Below are 23,405 nucleotides of genomic sequence, written 5' to 3' on the forward strand. Positions count from 1 at the left end.
ACCTCTTCCCATTCCGAACAGAGAAGTTAAGCCCGGAACCGCCGATGATACTTGGATCAAACCCGGTAAAGTAGGTAGCCGCCACAATACCATTACAAAAAGACCATCCCAATCAGATGGTCTTTTTTTTGCATTACATCACGAAGCCCATCCGTACAGATGGGCTTCGTGCGTTAACAGACCGAATAAAATATTTGTACAAGTTGCAAAATAAACGAGAGTCATAGATCCAAAAACAAGAATTAAGTAGCATCAGAAAAGTAAATAACAAGTTTGTAAATCAGGATACAAAATTTGTATATACTTGACTTGTACAGCGTAAATTGATTTTCATCATACCAAAAATACCAGCCTATCTCCAACATGATTGAGGCCTATCTTTAACTTATTCAATTTAGTTAAGTAAAAAATATGAGATAGATCCCTTATAGTGCAAACATATAAATACATATATATGGAGGCACCTTCTGTTATAAGCCAAATAAAGATTGGTAAAGCTCCTTCATCCGTAAGGCTGGCTTCAATTGATGCATTGCGCGGGTTTGACATGCTTATGATCTCCGGAGGAGGTGCATTCATTTACTTACTTGGAGGTAAAACAGGTTTTCAGCTAATTGATTCTGTTTCAGCTCAGTTTGAGCACCCGGAATGGAACGGATTTACTTTCTTTGACTTTATTTTCCCGCTGTTCTTGTTCTTGGCAGGCACTTCCCTGGCATTCAGTGTTACAGGCGGAGTTTCAAAAGGTCTTAAAGATTCAGAACTGATCAGCAAGATATTTAAAAGAATGTTAATCCTGATTGCCTTGGGAATATTGGATAAAAATGCGCCAATTGACATTTTTGATCCGGCTCACATCCGTTACGGAAGTGTACTGGGACGTATTGGCCTGGCTACTTTTATCGGGGCAATTTTATACCTGAATTTTGCATTTACTCAGAGAATTTATATAAGTCTAATTACGCTCATTACATATTACTTATGTCTTATTTTCATTCCTGTTCCGGAGTATGGAGCCGGGGATTTAACCTTTGAAGGAAATCTGGTCGGCTGGTTCGACCGCAACTTCATGCCCGGCAAATTAAAGCAGGGAACATACGATGAACTTGCTTTATTAACTCAATTCCCGGCTATTTGTCTCACTATATTTGGTACCATTGCCGGAGATATTCTTTTGCGCAAGTATACTTCTTTACAAAAGCTTCAATACCTTTTCTTATTCGGGATTACAGGGGTAATTGCCGGCCTTATATGGAATCTGACATTTCCAATTAACAAGCATTTATGGTCAAGCTCTTTTATCATGCTCACCAGCGGAATGGCTTTTATTTTTCTGGCTGTTTTTTACTGGATTATTGATGTAAAAGGTTATAAAAAATGGGCGTTTTTCTTCCGCGTTATTGGAGTAAATTCACTTGTAATTTATCTGGCTGTACGATTTGTCAATTTCAATTATTCATCCGAACTTTTGTTTGGCGGCATTTACAAGTATGCGCCGGAACCATGGCATGAAGTATATAATGCACTTGGCGGATTTGTTCTTGTTTGGCTGTTTTTATATTTTTTGTATCGCAATAAAATTTTCATAAAAGTTTAAGCCTTTTAAGAAATGAAATTCAAGCATGACGACAGGCATAATGAAAAGCAATGTAAATTCCGTAGAGAATTTATTAAAACTTCCATTTCCCTTGCGGTCATGCCATTTACATTCCCTTTAATGGATTTTATTCATAGCGATTCCAATGATCAAGCTGATCCGAATATAGCAATGGCAACAGATAAAAGTATAATAGGTGGATATGGAGGCTGGGCATCATCTTTAATTGGCGATATACCTTCATTATCTTTCCGAAACCCGCAGATATCGGATCTGAATGTATGGCGAGAAAAGGCAGTCACCAAAACACAGGAATTATTATCCAGTCCTTTAAAGGCAGAGCCAAAGGTTGTTGTTGAGAAAAAATACGTTTATGACGGTTTGGAAATAGAAGAGCTTTCATGGCAATTGCCTTACGGAAGATCTACAAAAGCCATTCTTTTAAAACCAAAAGGCGTTACAAAACCGCTTCCGGCTATTCTAGCATTGCATGATCATGCAGGAATGAAGTATTTCGGATACCGGAAAATTGTCAAAACTTCTGATGACCAGCATCCTGTATTAACAGAACATCAAAAGTCGGATTATGGCGGTAAAGCCTGGGCAAATGAAATAGCGAAGCGCGGGTATGTTGTGCTGGTTCATGATACTTTTACTTTCGGCAGCCGGAGGGTTTTCTATGAGGATGTAAACGGATTGAACTGGGGTGAGCTGGATGTTTCCAATAAAAGTGAAAATGATCCGGAAAAGCCAGAGCATATTGCAACATATAACAGATGGGCGTCTGAACATGAGCACGTTATGTCCAAGTCCTTATTTTGTGCAGGAACAACCTGGCCCGGCGTTTTCCTGTCTGAGGATCAGGTTGCACTGGATATTCTGAGCAAAAGGAATGATGTTGATCCAAATCGGATGGGATGCGGCGGTTTGTCCGGCGGTGGTTTGCGTACAGTTTATCTTGCAGGTCTTGACCACAGGATCAAATGTGCCGTGTGTGTTGGATTTATGACAACCTGGAACGATCTTATTTTAAATAAATCATTTACGCATACATGGATGACTTACACGCCTTTACTGCCGAAGTTTCTTGACTTTCCCGAGATTCTGGGATTAAGGGTTCCGCTTCCTGTAATGGTCCAGAATAACAATCAGGATGAACTTTACACATTGCCGGAAATGAAGAAAGCAGATCAGATTTTAAAAGACATATATGCGAAAGCCCAAGCTTCTGACAAATATGCATCCGGATATTACGACGGGCCGCATAAATTTGATCTGGAAATGCAAAAGGATGCATTTGAATGGTTTGATAAATGGTTATAAAACCTTGGTATTTCGTATTTAAATTTATTTTGAAAATTAACTTACAGCTTTTAGACTGATATATATTGCGTACAAAGCAAATTGCAAAAACTCATAACCTAAACTGATTTCCAGCAATTACTTTCAGTTTTTATTTTAAAAATATTTCTGCCCAAGCCAGATCTTCCGGCGTTGTGATCTTTATATTTTCATAGGCACCTTCCATCAGGTGAATGGAATAGCCCGATGCTTCCAGTACGCTTGCACAATCGGTAAAACCAGCATTATAATCCACAGAAAAAGCTTTGCGCATCCATTCCAGTCTGAATGTCTGAGGGGTTTGTATCAATCTGAAATCCGTACGTTCCATTGCTTTGTTATTTCCATTCCGGTCAGCAAAACGTATGGAATCCTTTAAATTCACACAAGTAACCGCTGTCCCGAATTCTTGTGCTGCCACAAAGCCATTCTTTATAATTTCTTTATTGATTACCGGCCTGACGCCGTCGTGAACCGCAACAATTCCGTCCATAACGGAAATCGAATCAAGACCATTTTTAACGGAATGAAAGCGTGTTTCTCCGCCTTTAACAAGGTTGTATTCGATGTCAAATGAATGTTCCTGGCATAAACGGTTCCAGAAATCAAACTGATCTTCAGGTAGAACGAGAATGATATTGATTTCAGCCGAGTATTTACGAAATGCCAGAATCGTGTGCATCAATACCGGCATTCCATTTATAGAAAGAAACTGCTTTGGAACTTCACTTTTCATGCGGGTCCCTTTTCCGCCGGCAACAATGATTACAAACTCCTGCATCAATGAAAGACAATAAAAAAGGTCATTTACGAATCAGGATTTTACAATTGCCTGACCATAAATGACCTTTAATTCATAATTATTTAAAACTATATAATCAGCATTGCATCGCCGTAAGTAAAGAACTTGTATTTTTCTTTGATAGCGATTTCATATGCTTTCATAACCAGATCAAAGCCTCCGAATGCACAGGCAGACATCAGCAAAATAGATTCCGGTAGCTGAAAATTGGAAAGCAGTGCAGTTGCAATTTTAAAGTCGTACGGAGGAAAAACAAACTTGTCCGTCCAGCCTTCCACCGCTTTAAGGTGCCCGCTGGCAGAAACCGAAGATTCAATGGCTTTCAAGGAAGTAGTTCCGACGGCACAAATGCGTTTCTTTGCATCAATGGCGGTATTGACTATATCCGCGCTGCCTTGCGTAATCCTGTAATTTTCAGAATCCGTTTTATGCTTTGTCAGATCTTCCACGTCTACGGTACGGAAAGTTCCGAGGCCGACATGAAGCGTTACCGGAGCAAAGTTCACACCTTTGATTTCCAGTCTTTTCATAATGGCTTTTGTAAAGTGCATTCCGGCCGTCGGCGCAGCAACTGCTCCGATGTGTTCAGCAAAAATAGTCTGGAAGCGGTCACGGTCGGCAGTTTCAACTTTACGGCGGGAAATGATTTCAGGAGGCAGCGGCGTTTCTCCCAGTTCATCCACAAGCTTCATAAAAGCATCATTATCACCGTCATAAAGAAAACGGATCGTACGTCCGCGGGAAGTTGTATTGTCAATTACCTCTGCTACAAGATCACTGTCTCCGAAATATAACTTGTTTCCAACCCGGATTTTCCGCGCGGGATCAACCAGAACATCCCATAAACGCATTTCACGGTTCAGTTCCCGCAAAAGGAAAACTTCGATTTTTGCTCCTGTTTTTTCTTTTTGGCCAAAAAGACGTGCCGGGAAAACTTTGGTATCATTAATTGCCATTACATCGCCGTCATCAAAGTAATTGATAAGGTCGGCAAATGTTTTATGTTCTATTTCTCCTGTTTTACGATGTACAACCATCAGTCGGGATTCGCCGCGGTCGGAAGGATGAAGTGCAATTAAACTCTGAGGAAGATCAAATTTAAATTCGGATAGCTTCATAGCTGGATAATCTGTGAATTTCTTTTAGTCGTACGACAATGTGGCAGTCAAAACAGGCTAAGCATTCCTTTATGAAGAAACTTTTTCATTCAGGTAACTTGCACAAGTATTCCAAATTGCATAAATTCTCTGTAAACAACTTTACAAAAAATTAAGACCGCAAAAGTAGGCAATTATCCTTTGAAATACAACAGAAATTTTCATTTCAAACTCCTCGGATACAGCCGTGATTTCCACTTTGAACCGGAATCGGAATGGATTGTTTCCGGAAACTCTTTTTTTGATTCCGAACCGGTTAAAATAACTGCGGAAAGAAGTGCAGCCAGTTCGGAAGCTTCGGTATTGAGTGCTGTTTTCAGCATTTCCGGTTTGAAAAATGCAGAAACAAAATTGGTATCATAACTGCCATTGATAAAGGCCGCATGCATCATTACAAACCGGCAGAAAGGAAGTGTCGTCTGAACGCCCGAAATTTGGTATTCATCAATCGCACGCGTCATTTTCCGGATCGCTTCTTCTCGGTTTTCTCCGTATGCGATCAGTTTGGCAATCATCGGATCATAATAGATCGGGATTTCCATTCCCTGTTCAAAACCATCGTCGACCCGAATCCCGTTTCCGTCCGGTTTCACGTAAGTATGCAGCGTTCCTACATCCGGAAGAAAATTATTGAAGACGTCTTCTGCATATACTCTTGCTTCAATCGCGTGGCCTTTCAAAGTAATTTTATCTTGCGTGAACGTCAGTTGTTTTCCTTCGGCAATCAGGATCATCTGCTTGACAAGATCAATGCCAGTAATCAGCTCGGTAACCGGATGCTCAACCTGTAAGCGCGTGTTCATTTCCAGAAAGTAAAAACGGGATTGCTCATCCACAATGAACTCGACTGTTCCTGCACCGTAATAACCGCAGGATTTTGCCACGTTAATGGCACAAAGGCCCATTTCTGTTCTTATTTCCGGCGTAATCGAAACGGAAGGTGCTTCTTCTATGACTTTCTGATGACGCCGCTGCACAGAACATTCGCGCTCAAACAAATGAACAATATTGCCGTGCTGATCGCCCAGAACCTGTATTTCAATGTGCTTTGGAGAAGTAATGTATTTTTCAATGAAAACGGAGCTGTCGCCGAAAGATGCCAGCGCTTCGCTGGCTGCACGGTCCATTTGTTCATCAAAATCAAATTCATTATCAACAATCCGCATTCCTTTTCCGCCACCGCCCGCGCTTGCCTTGATGAGGATCGGATAACCTATTTCCAGTGCTTTCTGTTTCGCAGCATGGCGGTCGCTGATGGCCGTATCCGTACCGGGAACCATCGGGATGTTGTAACGTGCGGCGGCCTGCTTGGCAGCAAGCTTGTTCCCCATAATCTCAATGGATTCCGGCGAAGGGCCAATGAAGATCAGTCCTTCCTTTTGTACAAGACTTGCAAATGCTGCGTTTTCGGACAAAAAACCATATCCCGGATGAATGGCGTCTACATGCAGTGCCTTGCAGACATTGATAATCTTTTCAGCATTCAGGTAAGACTCGGAAGAAGGCGCAGGCCCGATGCAAACGGCTTCGTCGGCAAAGCGTACATGCGGCGATTTCCTGTCGGTTTCACTGAATATAGCGACGGTGGAAATATTCATTTCACGCGCAGTCCGCATGATTCTCAAAGCAATTTCCCCGCGGTTGGCAACCAGTATTTTTTTTATCTGATGCATCGGAATGGTCTGAATTCGTGGTAAAGTATCAAAAAGAAGCCCTGAAGTAAATGTAGTGTATTCTATTATTTTACTAACTTACACGCTATGGGAATGTTAGCTTTGCATTAAAGTAAGCGTATTTTTTTTAATTTTGCATTTATCTAACATTACAGTAACTGATTACCCACATAAAATAAAAGCGAGTGGATATTTTCGAGAAATTGCGCAACAATTCAGGCCCGATCGGGAATCCGGCAAAAATGCTGAATAGCCATCATTATTTTTCTTTTCCGATGCTGGAAGGAGAATTGGGACCGCGCATGAAATTTATGGGACGTGAGGTACTTAACTGGAGTCTTAACAATTATTTGGGTCTGGCCAATCATCCGGAAATAAGAAAAGCAGACGCCGATGCTGCTGCGAAATGGGGACTTGCCTATCCGATGGGCGCCCGTATGATGTCCGGAAATTCTACCCTGCACGAGACGTTTGAAAAAGAGCTGGCCGAGTTTGTAGGGAAAAAAGATGCATTTCTTCTTAATTACGGTTATCAGGGCGTAATGTCTGCCATCGAATGCCTTTGTGATCACCGGGATGTAATCGTTTACGACGCAGAGTCACATGCCTGTCTGATCGACGGAATCCGCCTGCATAAAGCCAAGCTGGGCGAATACTACAAGTTCAACCATAACGACATGGCCAGCCTTGAGAAAAACCTGATCCGTGCGACCAAACTTGCCAATGAAAAGGGTGGAGGTGTTCTGGTCATTACTGAGGGTGTATTTGGAATGTCAGGGAAAGTCGGTGATCTTAAGGCCATCGTTGAGTTAAAGAAAAAATACGATTTCAGGCTGCTTGTTGATGATGCACACGGATTTGGTACCATGGGCGAAACCGGTGCCGGAGTAGGAGAGCTGCTGGGCGTACAAAAAGAAGTGGACCTTTATTTTTCCACCTTTGCCAAATCAATGGCCGCCATCGGTGCTTTCATCGCTTCGGATGATCCTGAAATCATTATGTTCCTGAAATATAACATGCGTTCTCAGACTTACGCGAAAGCGCTTCCGATGCCGTATGTGGAAGGATGCCGCAAGCGTTTGCAGATGGTAAAGGCCATGCCGGAACTGCGTGCAAAGCTCTGGGAAAATGTAAAAGCAATGCAGGACGGTCTGCGCGGGCGCGGATTCAATATCGGTGAAACAGAATCGCCGGTTACTCCTGTGTTTCTGCACAGCGAAGGCGGTGTTCCGGAAGTTACAAGAATGGTTCGCGACCTGCGTGAAAACATGGGCGTGTTCTGCTCTATTGTTGTGTATCCGGTTGTCCCGAAAGGACAAATCATGCTGCGTATTATTCCAACGGCAGCGCATACCCTGGAAGATGTTGAATATACCCTCAATGCCTTTACCACATTGGCTGACAAATTAAAAAACCGGGTATATCAAATAGAAGACGTTCAGGAAGTTGTAGAATAACAAAAAGTGCGTTTTTCGCTTTCAAAGGGCTTTTTTCAAAAAAAAGCCCTTTTTTTATTTTCTGGAAAATCAATTTGGTTATGAGTTAATTATCTGATAATCAAATAAGTAAGTATTTGCAAGTAATTAATTGTATTTTAGAAGTGTTTTTTTTTGTTTTTTGGATTGTGAAAATGCATTTAATTACTAAATTTCGGTCTAAACATGCGTTTTTAGCGTGTTTGAGGCATTTTTAAACTAAAAAACAAAGAAACACATGGCAAGGTTTGATGAAGTAAAAGAATTGATCCTTTCGCTTGAGGGCGATTTCGATAAGTTCTATAACAAAGGTAACCAGGCAGCTGGAACGCGTGTTCGCAAAGGCATGCAGGACCTAAAGACATTGGCTCAGGATATTCGTTCAGAAGTTCAGAACAAAAAGAATACGACCGAGGAATAGTTTAACAGCACACAATAGATTTCCAGCCCGGATCAACAAAATGATCCGGGCTTATTTTTTAGAATTTCTCCTCATTGATCATGGTTGCCACGCCTCTTGTCACGACCTTTTTGGTGCGGGCGTCAAAAATTTCAGCACCAATTTCTGCAATGTGTTTGGCCTTGTCAATGGATTTGATCGTAAAAACAACCCTGTAATCCGTTTCAACGTACATAGGCCGCAGAAATTCAAGTGTCTGTTTCAGGTAAATGGAGCCGAATCCGGGGTATTGCGTGCCCAGAACTTTGGTAAAAACAGTTGCACCCAGCATACCGTGTATGATGGGTTTTTTAAAATTTGTCGTTGCCGCATATTCCGCATCAAGATGAATCGGATTGTTATCTCCTGTCAGCTCGGCAAACCGTTCAACTTCCTCCTGGGTAAATTTAAATAAATGTTCAAATTTGGTATCAACAACCGGTTCAATATTCATGTTACTGGGGTTACATTTTCTTTCAAAGAAATTAATTTACAAGCTTACTGCAAAATATTTTTGATTGCAGTTCAAACAAAAGAAGCCGTCCTGATCAGGGCGACTTCTTTTGTTTGTTCACTTATATGGATTTTTAATCCTCCGTTTCTTCAGTCGTGACTGTCAGTGTTTCAGCTGCAATGTCGTCAGCAACTTTGGGCGCTCTTGCATTTGTCCGTTTATCCTTGAATTTTTTTACTTGCATTTTTAAAGTGTCTATTGCCAAATCAGTCGCTTCTTCAAATGTCGTTCCCTCTTCTCTGACAAACATGGTACCGCCCGGAACGTATAATTTAACTTCCAGCAGTTTGGTTTGTGTTTTGGCATTATCGCCTTTTTTGAGCTTAAGGAATACCTCTCCGCTGGTGATACGATCATAAAAGGTATCAAGTTTATCTAGTTTTTGTTGAATGAAGTTCAACAGTTTGGGATCGGCGTCAAAATGAATGGCTTGCATCTGCAGTCTCATAAGCACTTTATTTTAAGGTAAAACATATTTTATAACCGTTAATAATAATACTATGCCCGGAGGATAAATCAGACTTTGATTATCATGGAAAAATAATTACAAGTCATTTACTTCCGTGCAAAAACCGGAACTAACGATATATTAAATAAGCTAAATAATCACTTAATGTCAAGTAAACAGTACGTTTAATTATATTTACTTTTGCAGCGAAACGGACAAAATGCGCTTTTAAGCTTCCTCAAGAAGGGTTCTGAATGAAACGTACTGTCCGTTAAAAAGCGCATGGTGCCTTTCCTGAAAATCCGCCTGATGGTGCGTCTGATACGCTAGAAAATCCTCCATTGTCCTGAACGAAAACTGTGAAGTATAGGTGGAACCTTCATTTTCTATCTCTGTAAGCAGTCTGAGCAATTTGCATTCAAGCGGAATACCCGTTGCAATGATTTCGGGTATATGAATTGTTTTCATGTAATGAAGCCAATCCTTTTCCGCCTGATAACTGATATTGACTGTGATGTTATATATGATCATTGTATAATAATTTAATACTCGTCGTTACATTTGCAAACTTATACTTACTTAACCAAAACCAGGTTTTTATCATGAATATTCTTATACGTGCCCATTCCGGCCTTCGCTATGTGGTACTGGCACTTTTGATTGCCGCTGTTTTCACTGCCTATTCCAACTGGCAGAAGTCGAAAGAAGGCGACAGTAAAATCTACTCTTTCGCGCTGATCGCCACGCACATTCAGCTTCTGATCGGACTGGCGCTTTATTTTATAAGCCCAAAGGTCAATTTTGATCAGATCGGAGAGAAGCTGTTTCGTTTTTATTCCATCGAACACGTTTTCATGATGCTGATTGCCATTGTGCTGATTACTTATGGAAGAGTACGTTCAAGAAAAGCCTTCGGCAGCGACAAGCACCGCACGATTCTGTACTTCTATGCAATGGCACTGATTATCATTATTGTAGCTATTCCGTGGCCGTTCAGGAATCTGGGTGTGGGCTGGTTCTAAAAATTTTTGAATTCCGGCACAGGCATTTTACTGCTTCGTGCCGGAATTTTCTTAATCCGCTTAACCGAACAAATCGCTGGAAAGGTAACGGTCTCCGCGGTCACATATAATGCAGACTATAATTCCTTCTTTCAGTTCTCCGGCAAGTTCCACAGCTGCCCAGGCTGCGCCTCCGCTGCTCATTCCTGCAAAAACCGCTTCTTCTCTGGCCAGCCTCCGCGTCATCTGAACTGCATTCTCCTGCGTTACTTCCATAACCCGGTCAACACGTTCTTTTTCAAATATTTTCGGAAGATATGCCTCCGGCCATTTGCGTATACCCGGAATGCTGGAACCATCTGTGGGCTGGCAGCCGACAATCTGGATATCCTGATTTTTTTCTTTCATATAGCGCGATACACCCATAATGGTACCGGTTGTTCCCATGGACGATACAAAATGAGTTACTCTGCCGTTTGTGTCTTTGTAAATTTCCGGCCCGGTAGTGTTGTAGTGCGCTTTCCAGTTATCCTGGTTTGCAAACTGGTTCAGCAGAAAATATTCATTGCCTGCCGCTTTTTCTTCGGCATAGTCGCGTGCACTTTCCATCGTTTCGGTAAGAACAACCTTTGCACCGTATGCTTCCATCGTCAGCACGCGCTCTTTGGTTGAATTCTGCGGCATGATGAGTTCGATTTCCAGATCAAACAAACGTGCGATCATGGCCAGTGCAATGCCTGTGTTCCCGCTGGTTGCCTCAATAAGCTTCATTCCCGACCTGATTTCACCACGATCCAGCGCACCCTTTATCATACTGAAAGCCGCGCGGTCTTTTACGCTGCCGCCCGGATTGTTCCCTTCCAGTTTTCCGTAAATCTTTACATCCGGGTTTGGGTTAATTCGGTTGAGTTCTACAAGCGGGGTGTTGCCTACAAGTTCAAGAAGTGAGGACATTATTTTAGAAATTCGTGATGTATTCAAACAAAGGTAATCCTTAAACCTGAACAGAATCACAAAAATTCCAGAATCAAAAAACCATAGTTATACTTCGATAATCTGAAAAGTATAACTATGGTTAAAAACGGCGCCGTTATATTTTATTTCGTAGATGTAAAGAATGCCAGCGTTCCGGCAAGATAGCTTGTAATGGAAGAAGCATGATCTCCATTTGGAATCGTTTTCAGTTCCACGTTTGCGCCTAGTGCCTTCATGGTGTTGTAAGCCTTTTCCGAATTAAAATAAAAAACCAGTTTGTCCGCATTTCCGTGATACAATTGTGTCGGTGTTTTCGGTTTCCAGTTATAAACATCATTATCGCTGATTGCATTGATAAAACCGACATCCGAACCGTCGTTCAGATTTTTCTTAAACGAATCTGTTAGAATGGTACTGAAGCTCTGATTAATGGAAGTATTTATTCCGGAAGTCGCAATCTGGGTTGCAAATGGTTCCTTGAAATAATAGGTTGCAGGCCGGTTCAGCTTGTAAATACGGTCATAAGTCAGCATAACCCACAAATAAAGCGAGTTATACGAAGCATTTCCCTGTGTGGCCGTATTGATCACATACTTCATAAAAGCAGTCTTGTCATATGCGCCGGCTCCGCAGCTGGATGCGACCAGATTGAATTCTGTCGGGGCTTCTTCTTCTATTTTCTTTTGCAGCGCCATGGTTGCATAGCCGCCTTCCGAATATCCTGCCAGGTACAATTTCTCATCCCATTTTACTTCATTCTGCTTTTTCAGGAATTCCTTGGCAGCGCGAAGCATGTCCAGTGAAGCCGAAGCCAGACTTTCCCGGTGTTCATACGGATGCGGGTAATCCTTGGAAGCGCCATAACCGATATAGTCCGGATAAGCAATGATATAGCCCATCGATCCGAACAATGAACCGAAAGAGGCCGCCTCCGCTCCGTCATTGAAATTGGAAGGTGCAGAAGCATCGTCACGGATCGTTCCGTGCTGAACACTGATCATTGAAGCAGGCTGGTCTATATCCGGGAAAACCAGCGCGCCGGAAGCGGTGATTTCAGTACCGTCCGTGTTTTTTGTTTTGTAAGTTATCTTGTAAACTTTTATTCCGTTTTTGACATAAACAGCAAGCAGTGGACTCAGCATATTGGCTTTTTGAATAATCTGCGTCCTGGAAAGTTCCGTAATGACTCTGCTTTCTACAAGAACGCTGTTTGGTTCTTCCGGTGTAGCAGGCGTATTGTCGTCGTTTTTACAGGAATTAAGAAGCAGAAGACTCCAGAACAGGAGCACAGTAAATTTGTTGAGATGAAGTATTGATGTAAATTTTCGCATAAGGTTAATTAAATAGTTCAGCGTTTTGAAAGTATAACGAACGCTGAACCATTTTTGATCATTGATTAATATTTTTTACCGCTTAAATTTTGTCCATGTACCAGTTTACAATCCTGGCTGTGGCATCCGGAGATTCAACCATACCCATGTGAGCGGCTTCGCCGAGGATGAACGGATAGCTTTTTTTCGGGTACTCCGATAAGTTCAGCGCGCTTTCAAACGGGATCAGTTTGTCCTGAACGCCGATAATGAACAAAACAGGGAAAGGAACGGAAGCCAGAACGGCGGTTCTGTCGGGTCGTTTCCGCATGGCAACAAGCCCTGCGATCAATGCTTCTGCCGGCAGTTTTTTGAAATACTCAATATGGCTTTTGACTCTTTCAGGATATTGTTCCTTGTATCTTTCGCCAAACATATTCGGAGCAGAATTCTTTACAAAAGCTTCTGTTCCGTGGTTTTTAAGTAATTCGATTGTCTGATTGCGCTGATGCTTCTTGGCTTCATCGTCAGCATATGCGGTGGAATGAAAAAGTCCCAGTCCGATCAGCATTTCCGGATATTTTTCGGCAAAAGCCAGCGCAATGTAGCCGCCCATGGAGTGCCCGATCAGGCAGCATTTCTGAATATTTGCATTGGTGAGAAAACGGTATAGTTCATCGGCATATTCCTCCACAGACTGGCACGAAGTAAACAGAGAAATATTGGGCCTTATAACCGTATAAGTATCGTTGACTTCGGCGTCAAGTTTATCCCAGATGGAATCGTCTATGCCATGTCCGTGCAAAAGGACCAAAGTTTTCCGGTGTAAATTCATAATGCATATGATTTTCAGTATTGAGAACTTTTTTGGCTAATGTATACAAACCTTGTTCCAGACCGGCACTATTTGCCGACTTTGGCCATTTCTTCCTCACGCAAAGCCCTTCTGAGAATTTTTCCTACATTGGTTTTGGGCAGTTCATTCCTGAATTCTATTTTCCTGGGGCATTTGTAACCCGTCAGGTTTTCTCTGCAGAATGCCTTTACCTTGTCTTCAGTCAGTCCAGGATCTTTTTTTACAACGTATATTTTTACCATTTCGCCCGACCTCTCATCCGGTATGCCTACGCACGCCACTTCCAGCACGCCCGGACATTGCGCGACTACGTCTTCAATTTCATTGGGATAAACATTGAACCCGGAAACGAGGATCATATCCTTTTTCCGGTCCACAATCTTGAAAAATCCGTCTGTATCCTCAATTCCGATATCGCCGGTTTTAAACCATCTGCCGTTTCTGTCTTCGAAAATCACTTTTACAGTTTCATCAGGCCGGTTGTAGTAGCCAAGCATAATCTGCGGGCCTTTTGCGCATATTTCGCCTCTTTCGCCCGGGCTCGCCCAGGTTTCATCTTCACGGAGTATACGCAGTTCCGTACTCGGGAACGGCAGGCCGATGGTTCCGTTTTTATGATGGCCGTCCAGCGGATTAACCGATAGGACCGGTGAAGTTTCAGAAAGTCCGTAGCCTTCCACAAGCACGCAGCCCGTGATTTTTTCCCATCTTTCGGCCACAACTTTCTGCAAAGCCATTCCTCCGGCTATGGTAATTTTAAGATCGCTGAAATCAATCGTTGCAAAATCGGGATGATTCATCAGTCCGTTGAAAAGCGTGTTCAGTCCCGGAAAGATATGAAATCTGAATTTTTTGAGCTCTTTGATAAAAGCCGGAATATCCTTGGGATTTGTAATCAGTATATTCAGTGCGCCCCATTTGATTCCGCAAAGACTGTTGATCGTCAATGCAAATACATGATATAAAGGCAATGCACCGACCATCGTAAGCTGCCCGGAAGGCTCCGACTTTCTCATTTTGGACATGAGCCATTCGTTAATTCCTTCAACATTGGCGATCAGGTTGCGGTGCGTCAGCATGGCACCTTTGGAAATCCCGGTTGTGCCTCCGGTATACTGGATAAATGCAATGTCAAGCCCTGAAACATGCGGGCGCTTGTACGTCAAGCCCGAACCGGTTGCAAGTGCATTCGTAAAAGTAACGGCTCCTTTCAGACTGTATTTGGGAACCATCTTTTTTACATACTTTACCGCTGCATTGACAATCAGCTTTTTAGGAAAGCCAAGCATATCGCCGATTTCGGTAATGATAATATGCTGAATGCCGGTATTGGCCACAATCCTTTCGAGATTTGATGCAAAATTCGCAAGAATAACAATGGCTTTGGCACCGGAATCCCTGAACTGATGCTGCATTTCCCTGGGCGTATAAAGCGGGTTCGTATTTACAATGGTCAGTCCGGCGCGGAGTCCGCCCATCATGGCAACTGGGTACTGCAGCAGGTTGGGCATCTGAATGGCAATCTTGTCTCCATGGCGTAAACCGATGCTTTGAAGATAAGCCGCAAAATGCTTTGATAACTTATCCAGTTCACCAAAGCTGAGCGACTTTCCCATATTGGTGTACGCCGGCTTTTCTGCATTGTCCTTAAAGCTGATTTCCATCATTTCCAGCAAAGAGGAATAGGCGTCCGGATTGATTTCGTAGGGAATTCCTTCAGGATAATTTTTAAGCCAGGGATATGTATCTTTTGATATCTCAACCATAATTAAAAACGACAGGGAATTTAGAAATGCATTCAGGAATTAAAGTTATCAATTAACACAAAACATTATTAATTGAGTGCAATAAATTTAACCCTGTAAGTCTGGTAAAAAGCCGGCAAGTGCAAAAAAAGGAACGTTATTTACGCGCCAGTTCCCAACGCCATAATAGTCCTTCTTCGGGATCGTTTACGTCTTCGGTCTGTACAAATCCGATTTTTTCGAGGATGTGGGCGGACGCATTTTCTTCTGCCAATGTATGCGCAATAATCTTATGCACGCCGCTTTGCCTGAATGCGTGATCAACAAGTCCCTGTGCGATTTCGGTGCCGAGGCCTCTCAACCGGTGCGAAGGCGTGATTTCATAACCTATTTCCACCATACCGCTGGAATCCGGCTCGCCTTTATAGCCGCACGATCCGATAAGCTGGTTGTCAGGCTTGTGCACGATCAAATATACCCACCATTCTCTTAACGGCGGATGCGCTTTCCAGCGCTCGTACGACGGTGTAAACGTATCGCGGAACTCGGTCCATTTCCTGGGTACATTCACGCCCATTACGCGTGCAAGGATGTTGTTGCCCATGCGGATTGCATCGTACAATGTATCGTCGCAGGGAATGATTCTTAAATGAGGGGTTTCAATCATAATCTAAATTTAGCCTCCAATTTAAGAAACTATTATGAGTTGTTTTCGTCAAAACGATCCGTTATTGCTTTGCGGATGGCCTGGTGAGGCCGCATTCCCGTACTGCGCGTACGCGGAATGGCCCGGTCTGCGCTGGCGTTGGAACGGGCACGAAGCGCAAGGTTCAGAACGGATAAATGACTGTTGCGCCAGGAATCATATTCTTCTTCGCTCATCACATCCCGGCTGATCTGTCCATGCGCATAGCCGTCGCCAAATGATTGTATACGGCTGTCTGTCAGCGCAAGTTTACGCTCTTCTTCCAGATTGTCAATCTCAGTCCGAATCCGCGTTTCTTCCTGTTTCAGTTCCTGCAGTACAGGCATGCTGGCAATTTCATTTTCAAGGATGTTCTTTTGAATGAGATGCTGTGCCTGTGTTTTCTGCAAAGGTTCCAGTTGCTTTATAAGTTTGTTTTTTCTGCGTTTCATACTCCACAGTTTTGGGTCGGCCTGAAGCCAGCGGAACCAGAATCCCTGCAGAATAGGAAGCGCCATGCCGAGCGAAACGGCGCCTGCAATAGCGAACAGTACACCGCTGAGTACAAAGGAAAGCAATGCCCACGGACTGTTTACAAGGTCAAGGTTCAGCTGATCAGAATTGCGCAGTGCTGCTTCAATTTTGTTGGTCAGTTCAGGGCTGCTTATCGGAGCGCCGGTCATTGGGTCCACGGCGTTCAGCTGAAGATTTTTTACCGATTTGTTGATTGCTTCCTTCAGTTTGTCGGTTCTGTACGCTTCATACCGGAACCAGCCCAGCACGACGAGCGTAACAATTGCAAAAACCGACAAAATCAGTTTGAAACGTGCATACCGCGTTTTGGCTTTCGGCGATTCGTCCTGATGATACGGTTCTTCTACAAGCCGGTCGTAAGCAGGCTTCAGCAAGATAGAAAGCATGGCAAGCCCGATGGCAAAGGCCCACGCTTCATTGGAATTTCGGATATTGAGCGCATAAGCTACGATTTCATGCGAAATGATGAGGTCGCCGGCAATAAAGGATATTCCCGCAGCCAGAAATATCAGCCCGGCAATGAGGGAATAAGTAGGCGCATTGTCTGCACGTTTTTCCCGTAGCTTTTCAGAAAAGAAATCAATTTCGGAAACCGTATTCTGGATGTATTTTATTTGTCTGGAAACATTGTCCAGACTCATGGTCTCATTCTGAAGCTTGTCGTAAGCGGTTTTATGCTGCTGTATTGTAGACTGGTATTTATTCCGGACCGCATCAAGGTCTTCTTTTTTTGCCTCAAGTCTTTCCATAACCCAGTCATGATTGACATTGCTGGATAAATAAGCTTCATAAACCTGCCGGTCAATGCCTTCAATACCGCTGAAATAACCGTGCTGATAATCACCGTTCTGGTTTGGATTCTGCTCGTTCATGACCTTGTTTTTAAAATGATGTAGGATTAGTCAGAATTTGGAGGTACGGAAGGAAACTAACTTCCGCCTTTCCGGATCATGTTCAGCTGCTTTCCGGTCAGTTCGTTTTTCATTCGTCTTGCAAGAAAAAACTCGCTTTCAAAAAGTTTGATCAGCATATCCCGTTTGGCATACAGGCGGTCGCGTTCCGTTTCAGCAGCACTTTGTTCTCTCAGAACCTGCCATTTTTTTACCCTTAGCTCATCAATTTCCTGTTGTAAAGTCTGGCATTCAGATTCCCAGTTCTCAGTATTTTCAATGGCGTCTTTACGTTCGTTTTGTACTTTCAGCCAAGCCTGAAGATCATTCCGCAAGACGGTTATGTTGCTGAGAAGCAGTTTTCCCGCAAACAAAAAAAGAAAGAAAACAAACACGAAAAGCGCAAATGCCTGCCACCATTTCTGATAAGAAATCACATTGGCAAACACAAACAAGGCGGCGGCGAAAGGCAAACCGATTTCTTCCAGCAGTGATTTCCAGCTTATGCGCGATTCCTCATCGTGAAACAAGGAAATCCGCCCGAACAAACTAAACATTCCGGCCAGAAACACACCGAGTGCAATCCAGGAATTATCCGCAAATGCAGGCTTTAAAGATTCTCTGATCAGAAAAAAATTGCCGATGCACATGGCTACGCACAGCGAAATACCGATCAGCGTTCTCGGCAGCTGATGCTCGCGCTCAAACTGGACCGGAGGATTTTTCAATTTGTCGCTCAGTTCTTCAATCCTGTTGTTTTTTTGTCCGATAAACAGATTCAGTTCCTGAATCTGTTCGTTATGCTGCTCAATTTCAGCAATGCACCCGGCGGTCAGATTGGAAAAATACCTGTGGATAATGTCCGTTTTTTCTTCCGGATCCGATTCCGAAAGCCCGAACAATACGCCTTCATCGCGCAGTGCATCTTCGTCCTCAATCCAGTACGGAATGGCAACTTCTGCATTGCTGTTATCAGAAATCCCTGAATCATAACGCTTTTCCGTATCGGCCGAAATACCGGCTTGCGGTTTCACCGTTGTTTCAGAATAGCTGTTTTGTGAAATTATTTCATTCGCAGGAGAAGACATTTGCGCCGCTTCCGGTTCGTCATCATAATATTCATTTTCGTCCGATTCTCTCGGGCGGAACCAATTAGCAATATATTCAGTCCATCTGGCCATATATTTTCAGGGATTAGCCTGCGATTATCCATGAAAACAGAGAAATTCACAACATTATTGTGACAATCGGCAGTTAATAAAGTTAAGGTGCTTTTTGTGGCTTGTTCAGAACATTTGCTGCAATGCCTGCCACAGTTTTTTCTTAAGATTGCGGTCGGCTTCAATCACAGCCAGCGGGTCGGTTAGAAGAAACCAGATCCCGTCCACGTTTTTGGGCGTATAAGGCACCAGCAACAGATCAAGATTCAGTTTGATAAGCGGAACCCCGAAAGTCAGAAAATAATTGGTGCGTTTTTCTGTAAGCACTTTGCCTGCATCCTGGCCGGGAAGAAAGCTGAAATTGAGAATATCCGAGTTTTCAACCGAATTGCCGACCGCTTTGAGAATATTGTCTAAGAAAATCGCTTCTGAAGCAATCATTTCCTTCCGTTTCGGCTCGTCGATCAGGATCAGGATTTTATGCTTTAATGCAGGGAAACTTTCAGCAGGTTTTACAGGAATCGCCGGAGTTGCCGGCAATGATGCTGCGGGTGCCTGTGTTGCCGGCGGCAATACTTCTGGTTTGTGTTCCGGCTGCGGTTCCGGCTGAGGCAGATTTTGAACAATTGTTCCGGTTTTTTCTTTTGTTTCAAAAGCTTCTTCAACCTGAAACAATTGCTCGTTCTGATAAAAAACCTGATAAAATGCAGCTGACAGACTCATGGTTTTACTGAATTATTTTACTGCCGCAGAAACCTGTCCTTGCGGGCTCCATATCCCGATCTTTCGTTTCTTTGCCTGTATTTCAAGGTCGGAATATTCCTGACTGCTGGAATATTTTTTAAAATGAACAGCAAGTCCGTTCTTGACCAGTTCTTTATTCAATATTTTGCCATCAGGAAGCACTACTTCGCCCAGCAAACGGCCATACTTATCAAATTCGCCCGAATGTTTAATACTGACAATTTTATGAAAGCATCTGTCGCTTGTAAATTGTTTGGCAACTTTGTAATACGGCCTGCCGCGTTCCGGTGTATTAATATGTAAAAAACGGATACGAACGGCTTTTCCCTTCCGGAAACCCGCTTTTTTGCCGTTGTATACAAACTTCATTTCAATCGTATCGCCATCCTGAATACCGACTACCTCGGCTTTCAGCGGACTGGGCAAATCACTGCTTCTTTCAATGGGCTTTTTGTTACTTTGGGCTAATGCGCTGTTTTTAAAGGAGGTTAATCCGAAAGTAAAAATCAGGACAAGCAGATAAACGGCCATTTGCCGTGAAATCGGGAATTTTAAATTATGCACGCGAACTTTTTCAGGATTGTTGAGGCGATAAATATAAGCATTGTTTTCAACGCTTTTCTTCCAATTTATACCACTTGATGTTTTTCAGCGGTTCGCGGCGGGCTACGGTTGCTTCCGGCGCGTAGTATTTTTCCAGATAATCCAGAACCTGTTTTTCAGTTTCTCCAAGGTCCCATAAATTATGATTGGCCTGCATCCAGCGTATTTTTTGCTTCCAGCCATCCCGCGTAAACCTGTTCTGCAGGATCAGTTTGGAAGAATGACAGCTTGTACACTGCGCCTTGACCATATACAGATTCTTGTCCGTTACCAATCCTGTTTCCGAATCCTTCTTTACCGTATCCATCCGTACCATTGCGGCAGATTCGGGTTTCGGGACAATGGTGTTTTCTTTGAATATTTGCGTTGCGAGACTGAATCCGGCAAACAGCGTCACTAGTATTTTTATCATTTTATTTATTCTTCAGGCAATGCGGAAGTTTTAAAATCATTAACTCACTTTGACAGCAATCCTTTCGCATGCATTGTTCAGATAACCGCCCGGGTTCCAGGCAGGAATAACCATGGGCTGCGCATTTCCCTTATCGTCCGTTGCTCGTACCCATACTTCGTAATAGCCTTTTACCGGAAATTTCACTTTGGTATTCCAGTGCTGCCAGGCCAGCCGGTTTGCCGGCGCTTCCAGCTTGCAGTCTTTCCAGGTCGTACCGAAATCAATGGAAACCTCTACTTTTTTGACCGCATGATCGCCGGCCCACGCATGTCCGCGCAATGCAAGTTCGGCATCCGAAGCAATGATGGCGCCGGATTTCGGATAAGTAATCAGGGATTTTACCGGCATGGATTCAATAATGCGGAAATATTCGTCCGTTTGCGGAACGTCTTCACCCGGAGCAATCGGGCTTTTCGGCGTTTTGTAACTGTGCCCGTCCATTTTAGCACCGTCGTGTACTTTATTCCTGACTGAGATGCCGCTGATCCATTTGCCTGAAACCGAAGCCGGCCAGCCGCCGATCACAAGTCTTAACGGATAACCATGAAATTCGGGAATGTCTTTCCCGTTCAGCTGCCATGCAAGCAACGTTTCATTTTCCAGTGCTTTGGCCATCGGAACTCCTCTGGAAATCGATTCTTTTTTCGGGTCGCGGCTGAGGTGAATATCTTTTCCGTGATAACCGATGTAAACGGCATCATCTTTCAAACCTGCATCTGCAAGCACGTCTTTCAGGCGGACACCCGTCCATTCTGCACAATGCACGGCGCCCTGGCCCCACTGGTTGCCGGAAGTCTGCGGCTGAAACCCGGAACGGCCGTTGCCGCCGCATTCCAGTACAAGCTGATAAGTATAGTGTTTGAAGCGCTTTTTCAACTCTTCAAGCGTATAGGTTTTCTTCGTTTTTACAGATTCACCGTCAATGGTTAAGGTCCAGTTGCTTACATCAATTTTTTCAGGTACGAGCCCGTTATTGCGGATAAACATTTTTTCTACCGGCGTAATGCGGTCGTCGAGCAAATGAACAGGCGTTTCCACGTTCCAGGGTTTATCGCCCTGTACGATCATATCAGGACTTTTGCCTTTCAAAGCATCTTTTTCATCAAGCAGAAGCGGAATGTAACCTTTGGGCATTTTGCCGGCAAATACAATATTGCTGCCCAGCGCGGCGGTGAGTGCAGCAAGGCTGCTTTTTTTCAGAAAACCTCTTCTGTTAAATTCAGAATTCATGAACGGGTTCGGGAAGTTTGTAAAACTATAACGGTCAAATTTACATAAACCATATTAGTTATCCATTTAACAATGCTACTTCGAAACCATATTTATAAAAAAAGAAGCCGCCTTCCGGCAGCTCCTTTTCCCTACACATGGTGTGTGCTCTCAATTTAAAATTTTACTTCACTTATCAAGCAAAATCAACGTTCCTGATGGAGAATTTACAATCGGTTATTTTTTGATGAACGGCCCGGCAATAGCAAGAACCGCTTCTTTCGTCAATGGCTCGTCAAATGCTTCCGTTACTGCTGCATCCGATTTGGAAGCAAGTCCTTTCAGGTTTACACCGCCTTGCGTCATGTTGTCTTCACCTGCATAAATGGCCGGAACTGCGCCTGCATTACCTGTAATCCAACCTTTCATAGCGGCATTGGCAAGTACCGTTGCACCTAGTCTGCGTACAACAGCTGCGTGTCTTGCTTCCACCGAATGCACCTGAAGGGCGTATTCCAGAATCTGCGGATCGGCAAGCAATGCGCCGGCTTGTCCTTTGTATGCACGTACGCCGGTATCTTCCAGTGCGCTGGAAACGGTTACGAAAGTCTTGTAATTGGTGAATACATCTCCAAATGCACCGCCATACTGGAAATCAAATGTAGGTTTTGCAATGGCTTTGGTTCCAAGGGCTTTTACAAGAAATGCAACGTGCTGCGTTTCGTGTTTGCCTATTTGAGTGAATATTGCTTTGTCGGATGCCGGAATCAGGTTTGCGGCAGCATTTCCTGCTTTGTAGAATTCGTCTTCCAGATATTCGAGTGTAAGTGCATAGTTAAGCACGTCAACAGCTGCGGCAGACTGCGCATAAGCTTTATTTACAATAGAAGCAAATGCAGTCGGAATGGCAGCAGAAGCAATTTTACTGCCGATCCTGTTCATAAAATGACGGCGGGTAGCATACTCCAGACGGCCAGCTGCGTCTCCGTCAATTTTTTGAAAATCATCTATAATTTTGAAAATATCCATTATTTCTCGTTCAGATTAAAGTTTAGAATTATTTACCTACGTTGGCTCCTGAAATGGTATCTTTTACGTAACCTTTTACAGCAGTAAGGATGTCAGCAGGTGCAACTGCCTTGTCAAATCCGTTATTGTCTACAATGTCGTCACCAGCAAAATCAGCAGATTTCGGGTTCAGCAAATCGCGGATCACGGATGCATGACGTGCTTCTACGGAAACGATTTTTCCGGCAAGCAGTAAATAATCGCCGTTCTTGATCAGTTTTCCGGCTCCGTTGTAAGCGGCAACGCCCGTATCTTCAAACAGTTTCGCAGCGCCCAGAACAGCCGTTCTGCTGTTGAAATCAATGGCCGAGAAATTCGGCGTCAGCCCTTTGATGGCACCGTTGCCCAATGCAGCTTTAAAGAAATCGCGGTGAATAATTTCGTGGTCGCGGATATCGGTAAGGATTGTTCTTTCGGCATCCGTCATACCGGCGTATGGCGTAGCAATTACCTGTGTATAAAATGCAGCTTCCAGCTGTTCCAGTGCGTATGCATAATTTAAAACACCTACATCTCCCGAGCCCAGCTCAACCGTGTCACCTGTTCCCGGAATCTGCGGATCCGGATCATGATCGTCTGTAGTACATGCGCTGATTACGATCGTACCCAGCGAAGTTGCCAATCCGGCAGAACGCAGAAATAACCGCCTGTTTACTACTGACGTAATTTCTTCTTCCTTATTTTCGGAGTTGCTTTTGGTTTTAATGATTTTGTTCATAGCAATT

General features: G+C 43.5%; 24 protein-coding genes and 1 rRNA gene. 6 read left to right on the forward strand and 19 right to left on the reverse strand.

Going from position 1 to position 23,405, the window contains the following annotated elements; translation table 11 throughout:
* From rrf to FEM33_RS20625, 3 genes are all read left to right on the forward strand, one after another.
* Positions 1–87: ribosomal RNA gene (gene rrf / locus FEM33_RS20615) — 5S ribosomal RNA — on the forward strand; the annotation flags it as partial.
* 367 nt (positions 88–454) lie between these two features.
* Positions 455–1,597: an acyltransferase family protein gene (locus tag FEM33_RS20620; RefSeq protein WP_139013879.1), complete on the forward strand. Its 1,143-nt coding sequence runs from the start codon at positions 455–457 to the stop codon at positions 1,595–1,597.
* A 120-nt stretch (positions 1,598–1,717) separates the two neighbouring features.
* Positions 1,718–2,920 (forward strand): prolyl oligopeptidase family serine peptidase, encoded by a 1,203-nt coding sequence (locus tag FEM33_RS20625; protein ID WP_229214330.1) that lies wholly within the window; start codon positions 1,718–1,720, stop codon positions 2,918–2,920.
* Positions 2,921–3,050: 130 nt separating this feature from the next.
* On the opposite strand, the gene FEM33_RS20630 is transcribed toward FEM33_RS20625, so the two are convergent.
* From FEM33_RS20630 to FEM33_RS20640, 3 genes are all read right to left on the reverse strand, one after another.
* A complete protein-coding gene (locus FEM33_RS20630; RefSeq protein WP_139013880.1) occupies positions 3,051–3,719 on the reverse strand; it encodes a 2-C-methyl-D-erythritol 4-phosphate cytidylyltransferase in 669 nt (222 codons plus the stop codon).
* 89 nt (positions 3,720–3,808) lie between these two features.
* Positions 3,809–4,858 (reverse strand): tRNA preQ1(34) S-adenosylmethionine ribosyltransferase-isomerase QueA, encoded by a 1,050-nt coding sequence (gene queA / locus FEM33_RS20635; RefSeq protein ID WP_139013881.1) that lies wholly within the window; start codon positions 4,856–4,858, stop codon positions 3,809–3,811.
* Between the two features lie 200 nt (positions 4,859–5,058).
* Positions 5,059–6,570: an acetyl-CoA carboxylase biotin carboxylase subunit gene (locus FEM33_RS20640; RefSeq protein ID WP_139013882.1), complete on the reverse strand. Its 1,512-nt coding sequence runs from the start codon at positions 6,568–6,570 to the stop codon at positions 5,059–5,061.
* Positions 6,571–6,755: 185 nt separating this feature from the next.
* On the opposite strand from FEM33_RS20640, the gene FEM33_RS20645 reads away from it, so the two are divergent.
* Positions 6,756–8,027 (forward strand): aminotransferase class I/II-fold pyridoxal phosphate-dependent enzyme, encoded by a 1,272-nt coding sequence (locus tag FEM33_RS20645; RefSeq protein WP_139013883.1) that lies wholly within the window; start codon positions 6,756–6,758, stop codon positions 8,025–8,027.
* A gap of 256 nt (positions 8,028–8,283) precedes the next feature.
* Entirely contained in the window at positions 8,284–8,466 is a 183-nt protein-coding gene (locus FEM33_RS20650; protein WP_139013884.1) for a BF3379 family histone-like protein, read from the forward strand.
* 58 nt (positions 8,467–8,524) lie between these two features.
* Here FEM33_RS20650 and FEM33_RS20655 read toward each other — a convergent pair whose 3' ends face one another.
* From FEM33_RS20655 to FEM33_RS20665, 3 genes are all read right to left on the reverse strand, one after another.
* Positions 8,525–8,938, reverse strand: a complete 414-nt coding sequence (locus FEM33_RS20655; RefSeq protein WP_139013885.1) for a MaoC family dehydratase — start codon at positions 8,936–8,938, stop codon at positions 8,525–8,527.
* A gap of 133 nt (positions 8,939–9,071) precedes the next feature.
* Positions 9,072–9,434 carry an HPF/RaiA family ribosome-associated protein gene (locus FEM33_RS20660; protein ID WP_374756445.1) on the reverse strand — a complete coding sequence of 121 codons (363 nt, stop codon included), beginning with the start codon at positions 9,432–9,434 and terminating at the stop codon, positions 9,072–9,074.
* Positions 9,435–9,674: 240 nt separating this feature from the next.
* A complete protein-coding gene (locus tag FEM33_RS20665; protein WP_139013887.1) occupies positions 9,675–9,977 on the reverse strand; it encodes a DUF4286 family protein in 303 nt (100 codons plus the stop codon).
* 71 nt (positions 9,978–10,048) lie between these two features.
* On the opposite strand from FEM33_RS20665, the gene FEM33_RS20670 reads away from it, so the two are divergent.
* Positions 10,049–10,468 (forward strand): cytochrome B, encoded by a 420-nt coding sequence (locus tag FEM33_RS20670; RefSeq protein ID WP_139013888.1) that lies wholly within the window; start codon positions 10,049–10,051, stop codon positions 10,466–10,468.
* Between the two features lie 60 nt (positions 10,469–10,528).
* On the opposite strand, the gene cysM is transcribed toward FEM33_RS20670, so the two are convergent.
* The 13 genes from cysM to FEM33_RS20735 form a co-directional block, all read right to left on the reverse strand.
* Positions 10,529–11,401, reverse strand: a complete 873-nt coding sequence (cysM, locus tag FEM33_RS20675) for a cysteine synthase CysM (RefSeq protein WP_139013889.1) — start codon at positions 11,399–11,401, stop codon at positions 10,529–10,531.
* 143 nt (positions 11,402–11,544) lie between these two features.
* On the reverse strand, positions 11,545–12,753 hold the full coding sequence (locus FEM33_RS20680) for an alpha/beta hydrolase family protein (RefSeq protein WP_139013890.1): 1,209 nt from the start codon (positions 12,751–12,753) through the stop codon (positions 11,545–11,547).
* Between the two features lie 82 nt (positions 12,754–12,835).
* Positions 12,836–13,567, reverse strand: coding sequence for an alpha/beta fold hydrolase (locus tag FEM33_RS20685; RefSeq protein WP_229214332.1), 732 nt, complete (start codon positions 13,565–13,567; stop codon positions 12,836–12,838).
* 68 nt (positions 13,568–13,635) lie between these two features.
* The gene (locus FEM33_RS20690) at positions 13,636–15,354 is read right to left on the reverse strand and encodes an AMP-binding protein (RefSeq protein WP_201747819.1); all 1,719 of its coding nucleotides are present in this window, start codon (positions 15,352–15,354) and stop codon (positions 13,636–13,638) included.
* Between the two features lie 136 nt (positions 15,355–15,490).
* Positions 15,491–16,000: a GNAT family N-acetyltransferase gene (locus tag FEM33_RS20695; RefSeq protein WP_139013893.1), complete on the reverse strand. Its 510-nt coding sequence runs from the start codon at positions 15,998–16,000 to the stop codon at positions 15,491–15,493.
* 32 nt (positions 16,001–16,032) lie between these two features.
* On the reverse strand, positions 16,033–17,424 hold the full coding sequence (locus FEM33_RS20700; RefSeq protein WP_139013894.1) for a hypothetical protein: 1,392 nt from the start codon (positions 17,422–17,424) through the stop codon (positions 16,033–16,035).
* Positions 17,425–17,480: 56 nt separating this feature from the next.
* Positions 17,481–18,623, reverse strand: coding sequence for a hypothetical protein (locus FEM33_RS20705; RefSeq protein WP_139013895.1), 1,143 nt, complete (start codon positions 18,621–18,623; stop codon positions 17,481–17,483).
* 105 nt (positions 18,624–18,728) lie between these two features.
* Positions 18,729–19,325, reverse strand: coding sequence for a hypothetical protein (locus FEM33_RS20710; RefSeq protein ID WP_139013896.1), 597 nt, complete (start codon positions 19,323–19,325; stop codon positions 18,729–18,731).
* Positions 19,326–19,337: 12 nt separating this feature from the next.
* On the reverse strand, positions 19,338–19,910 hold the full coding sequence (locus FEM33_RS20715; RefSeq protein ID WP_229214333.1) for a thermonuclease family protein: 573 nt from the start codon (positions 19,908–19,910) through the stop codon (positions 19,338–19,340).
* A 46-nt stretch (positions 19,911–19,956) separates the two neighbouring features.
* Positions 19,957–20,361, reverse strand: coding sequence for a hypothetical protein (locus FEM33_RS20720; RefSeq protein ID WP_229214334.1), 405 nt, complete (start codon positions 20,359–20,361; stop codon positions 19,957–19,959).
* Positions 20,362–20,400: 39 nt separating this feature from the next.
* Positions 20,401–21,633, reverse strand: coding sequence for a sulfite oxidase (locus FEM33_RS20725; RefSeq protein WP_139013897.1), 1,233 nt, complete (start codon positions 21,631–21,633; stop codon positions 20,401–20,403).
* A gap of 216 nt (positions 21,634–21,849) precedes the next feature.
* Positions 21,850–22,641, reverse strand: a complete 792-nt coding sequence (locus FEM33_RS20730; RefSeq protein WP_139013898.1) for a ferritin-like domain-containing protein — start codon at positions 22,639–22,641, stop codon at positions 21,850–21,852.
* 28 nt (positions 22,642–22,669) lie between these two features.
* The gene (locus FEM33_RS20735) at positions 22,670–23,398 is read right to left on the reverse strand and encodes a ferritin-like domain-containing protein (RefSeq protein ID WP_139013899.1); all 729 of its coding nucleotides are present in this window, start codon (positions 23,396–23,398) and stop codon (positions 22,670–22,672) included.
* Between the last annotated feature and the right edge of the window lie 7 nt (positions 23,399–23,405).

The organism is Dyadobacter flavalbus, assembly GCF_006149045.1.
In the GTDB taxonomy this organism is placed as follows: Bacteria; Bacteroidota; Bacteroidia; order Cytophagales; family Spirosomataceae; genus Dyadobacter; species Dyadobacter flavalbus.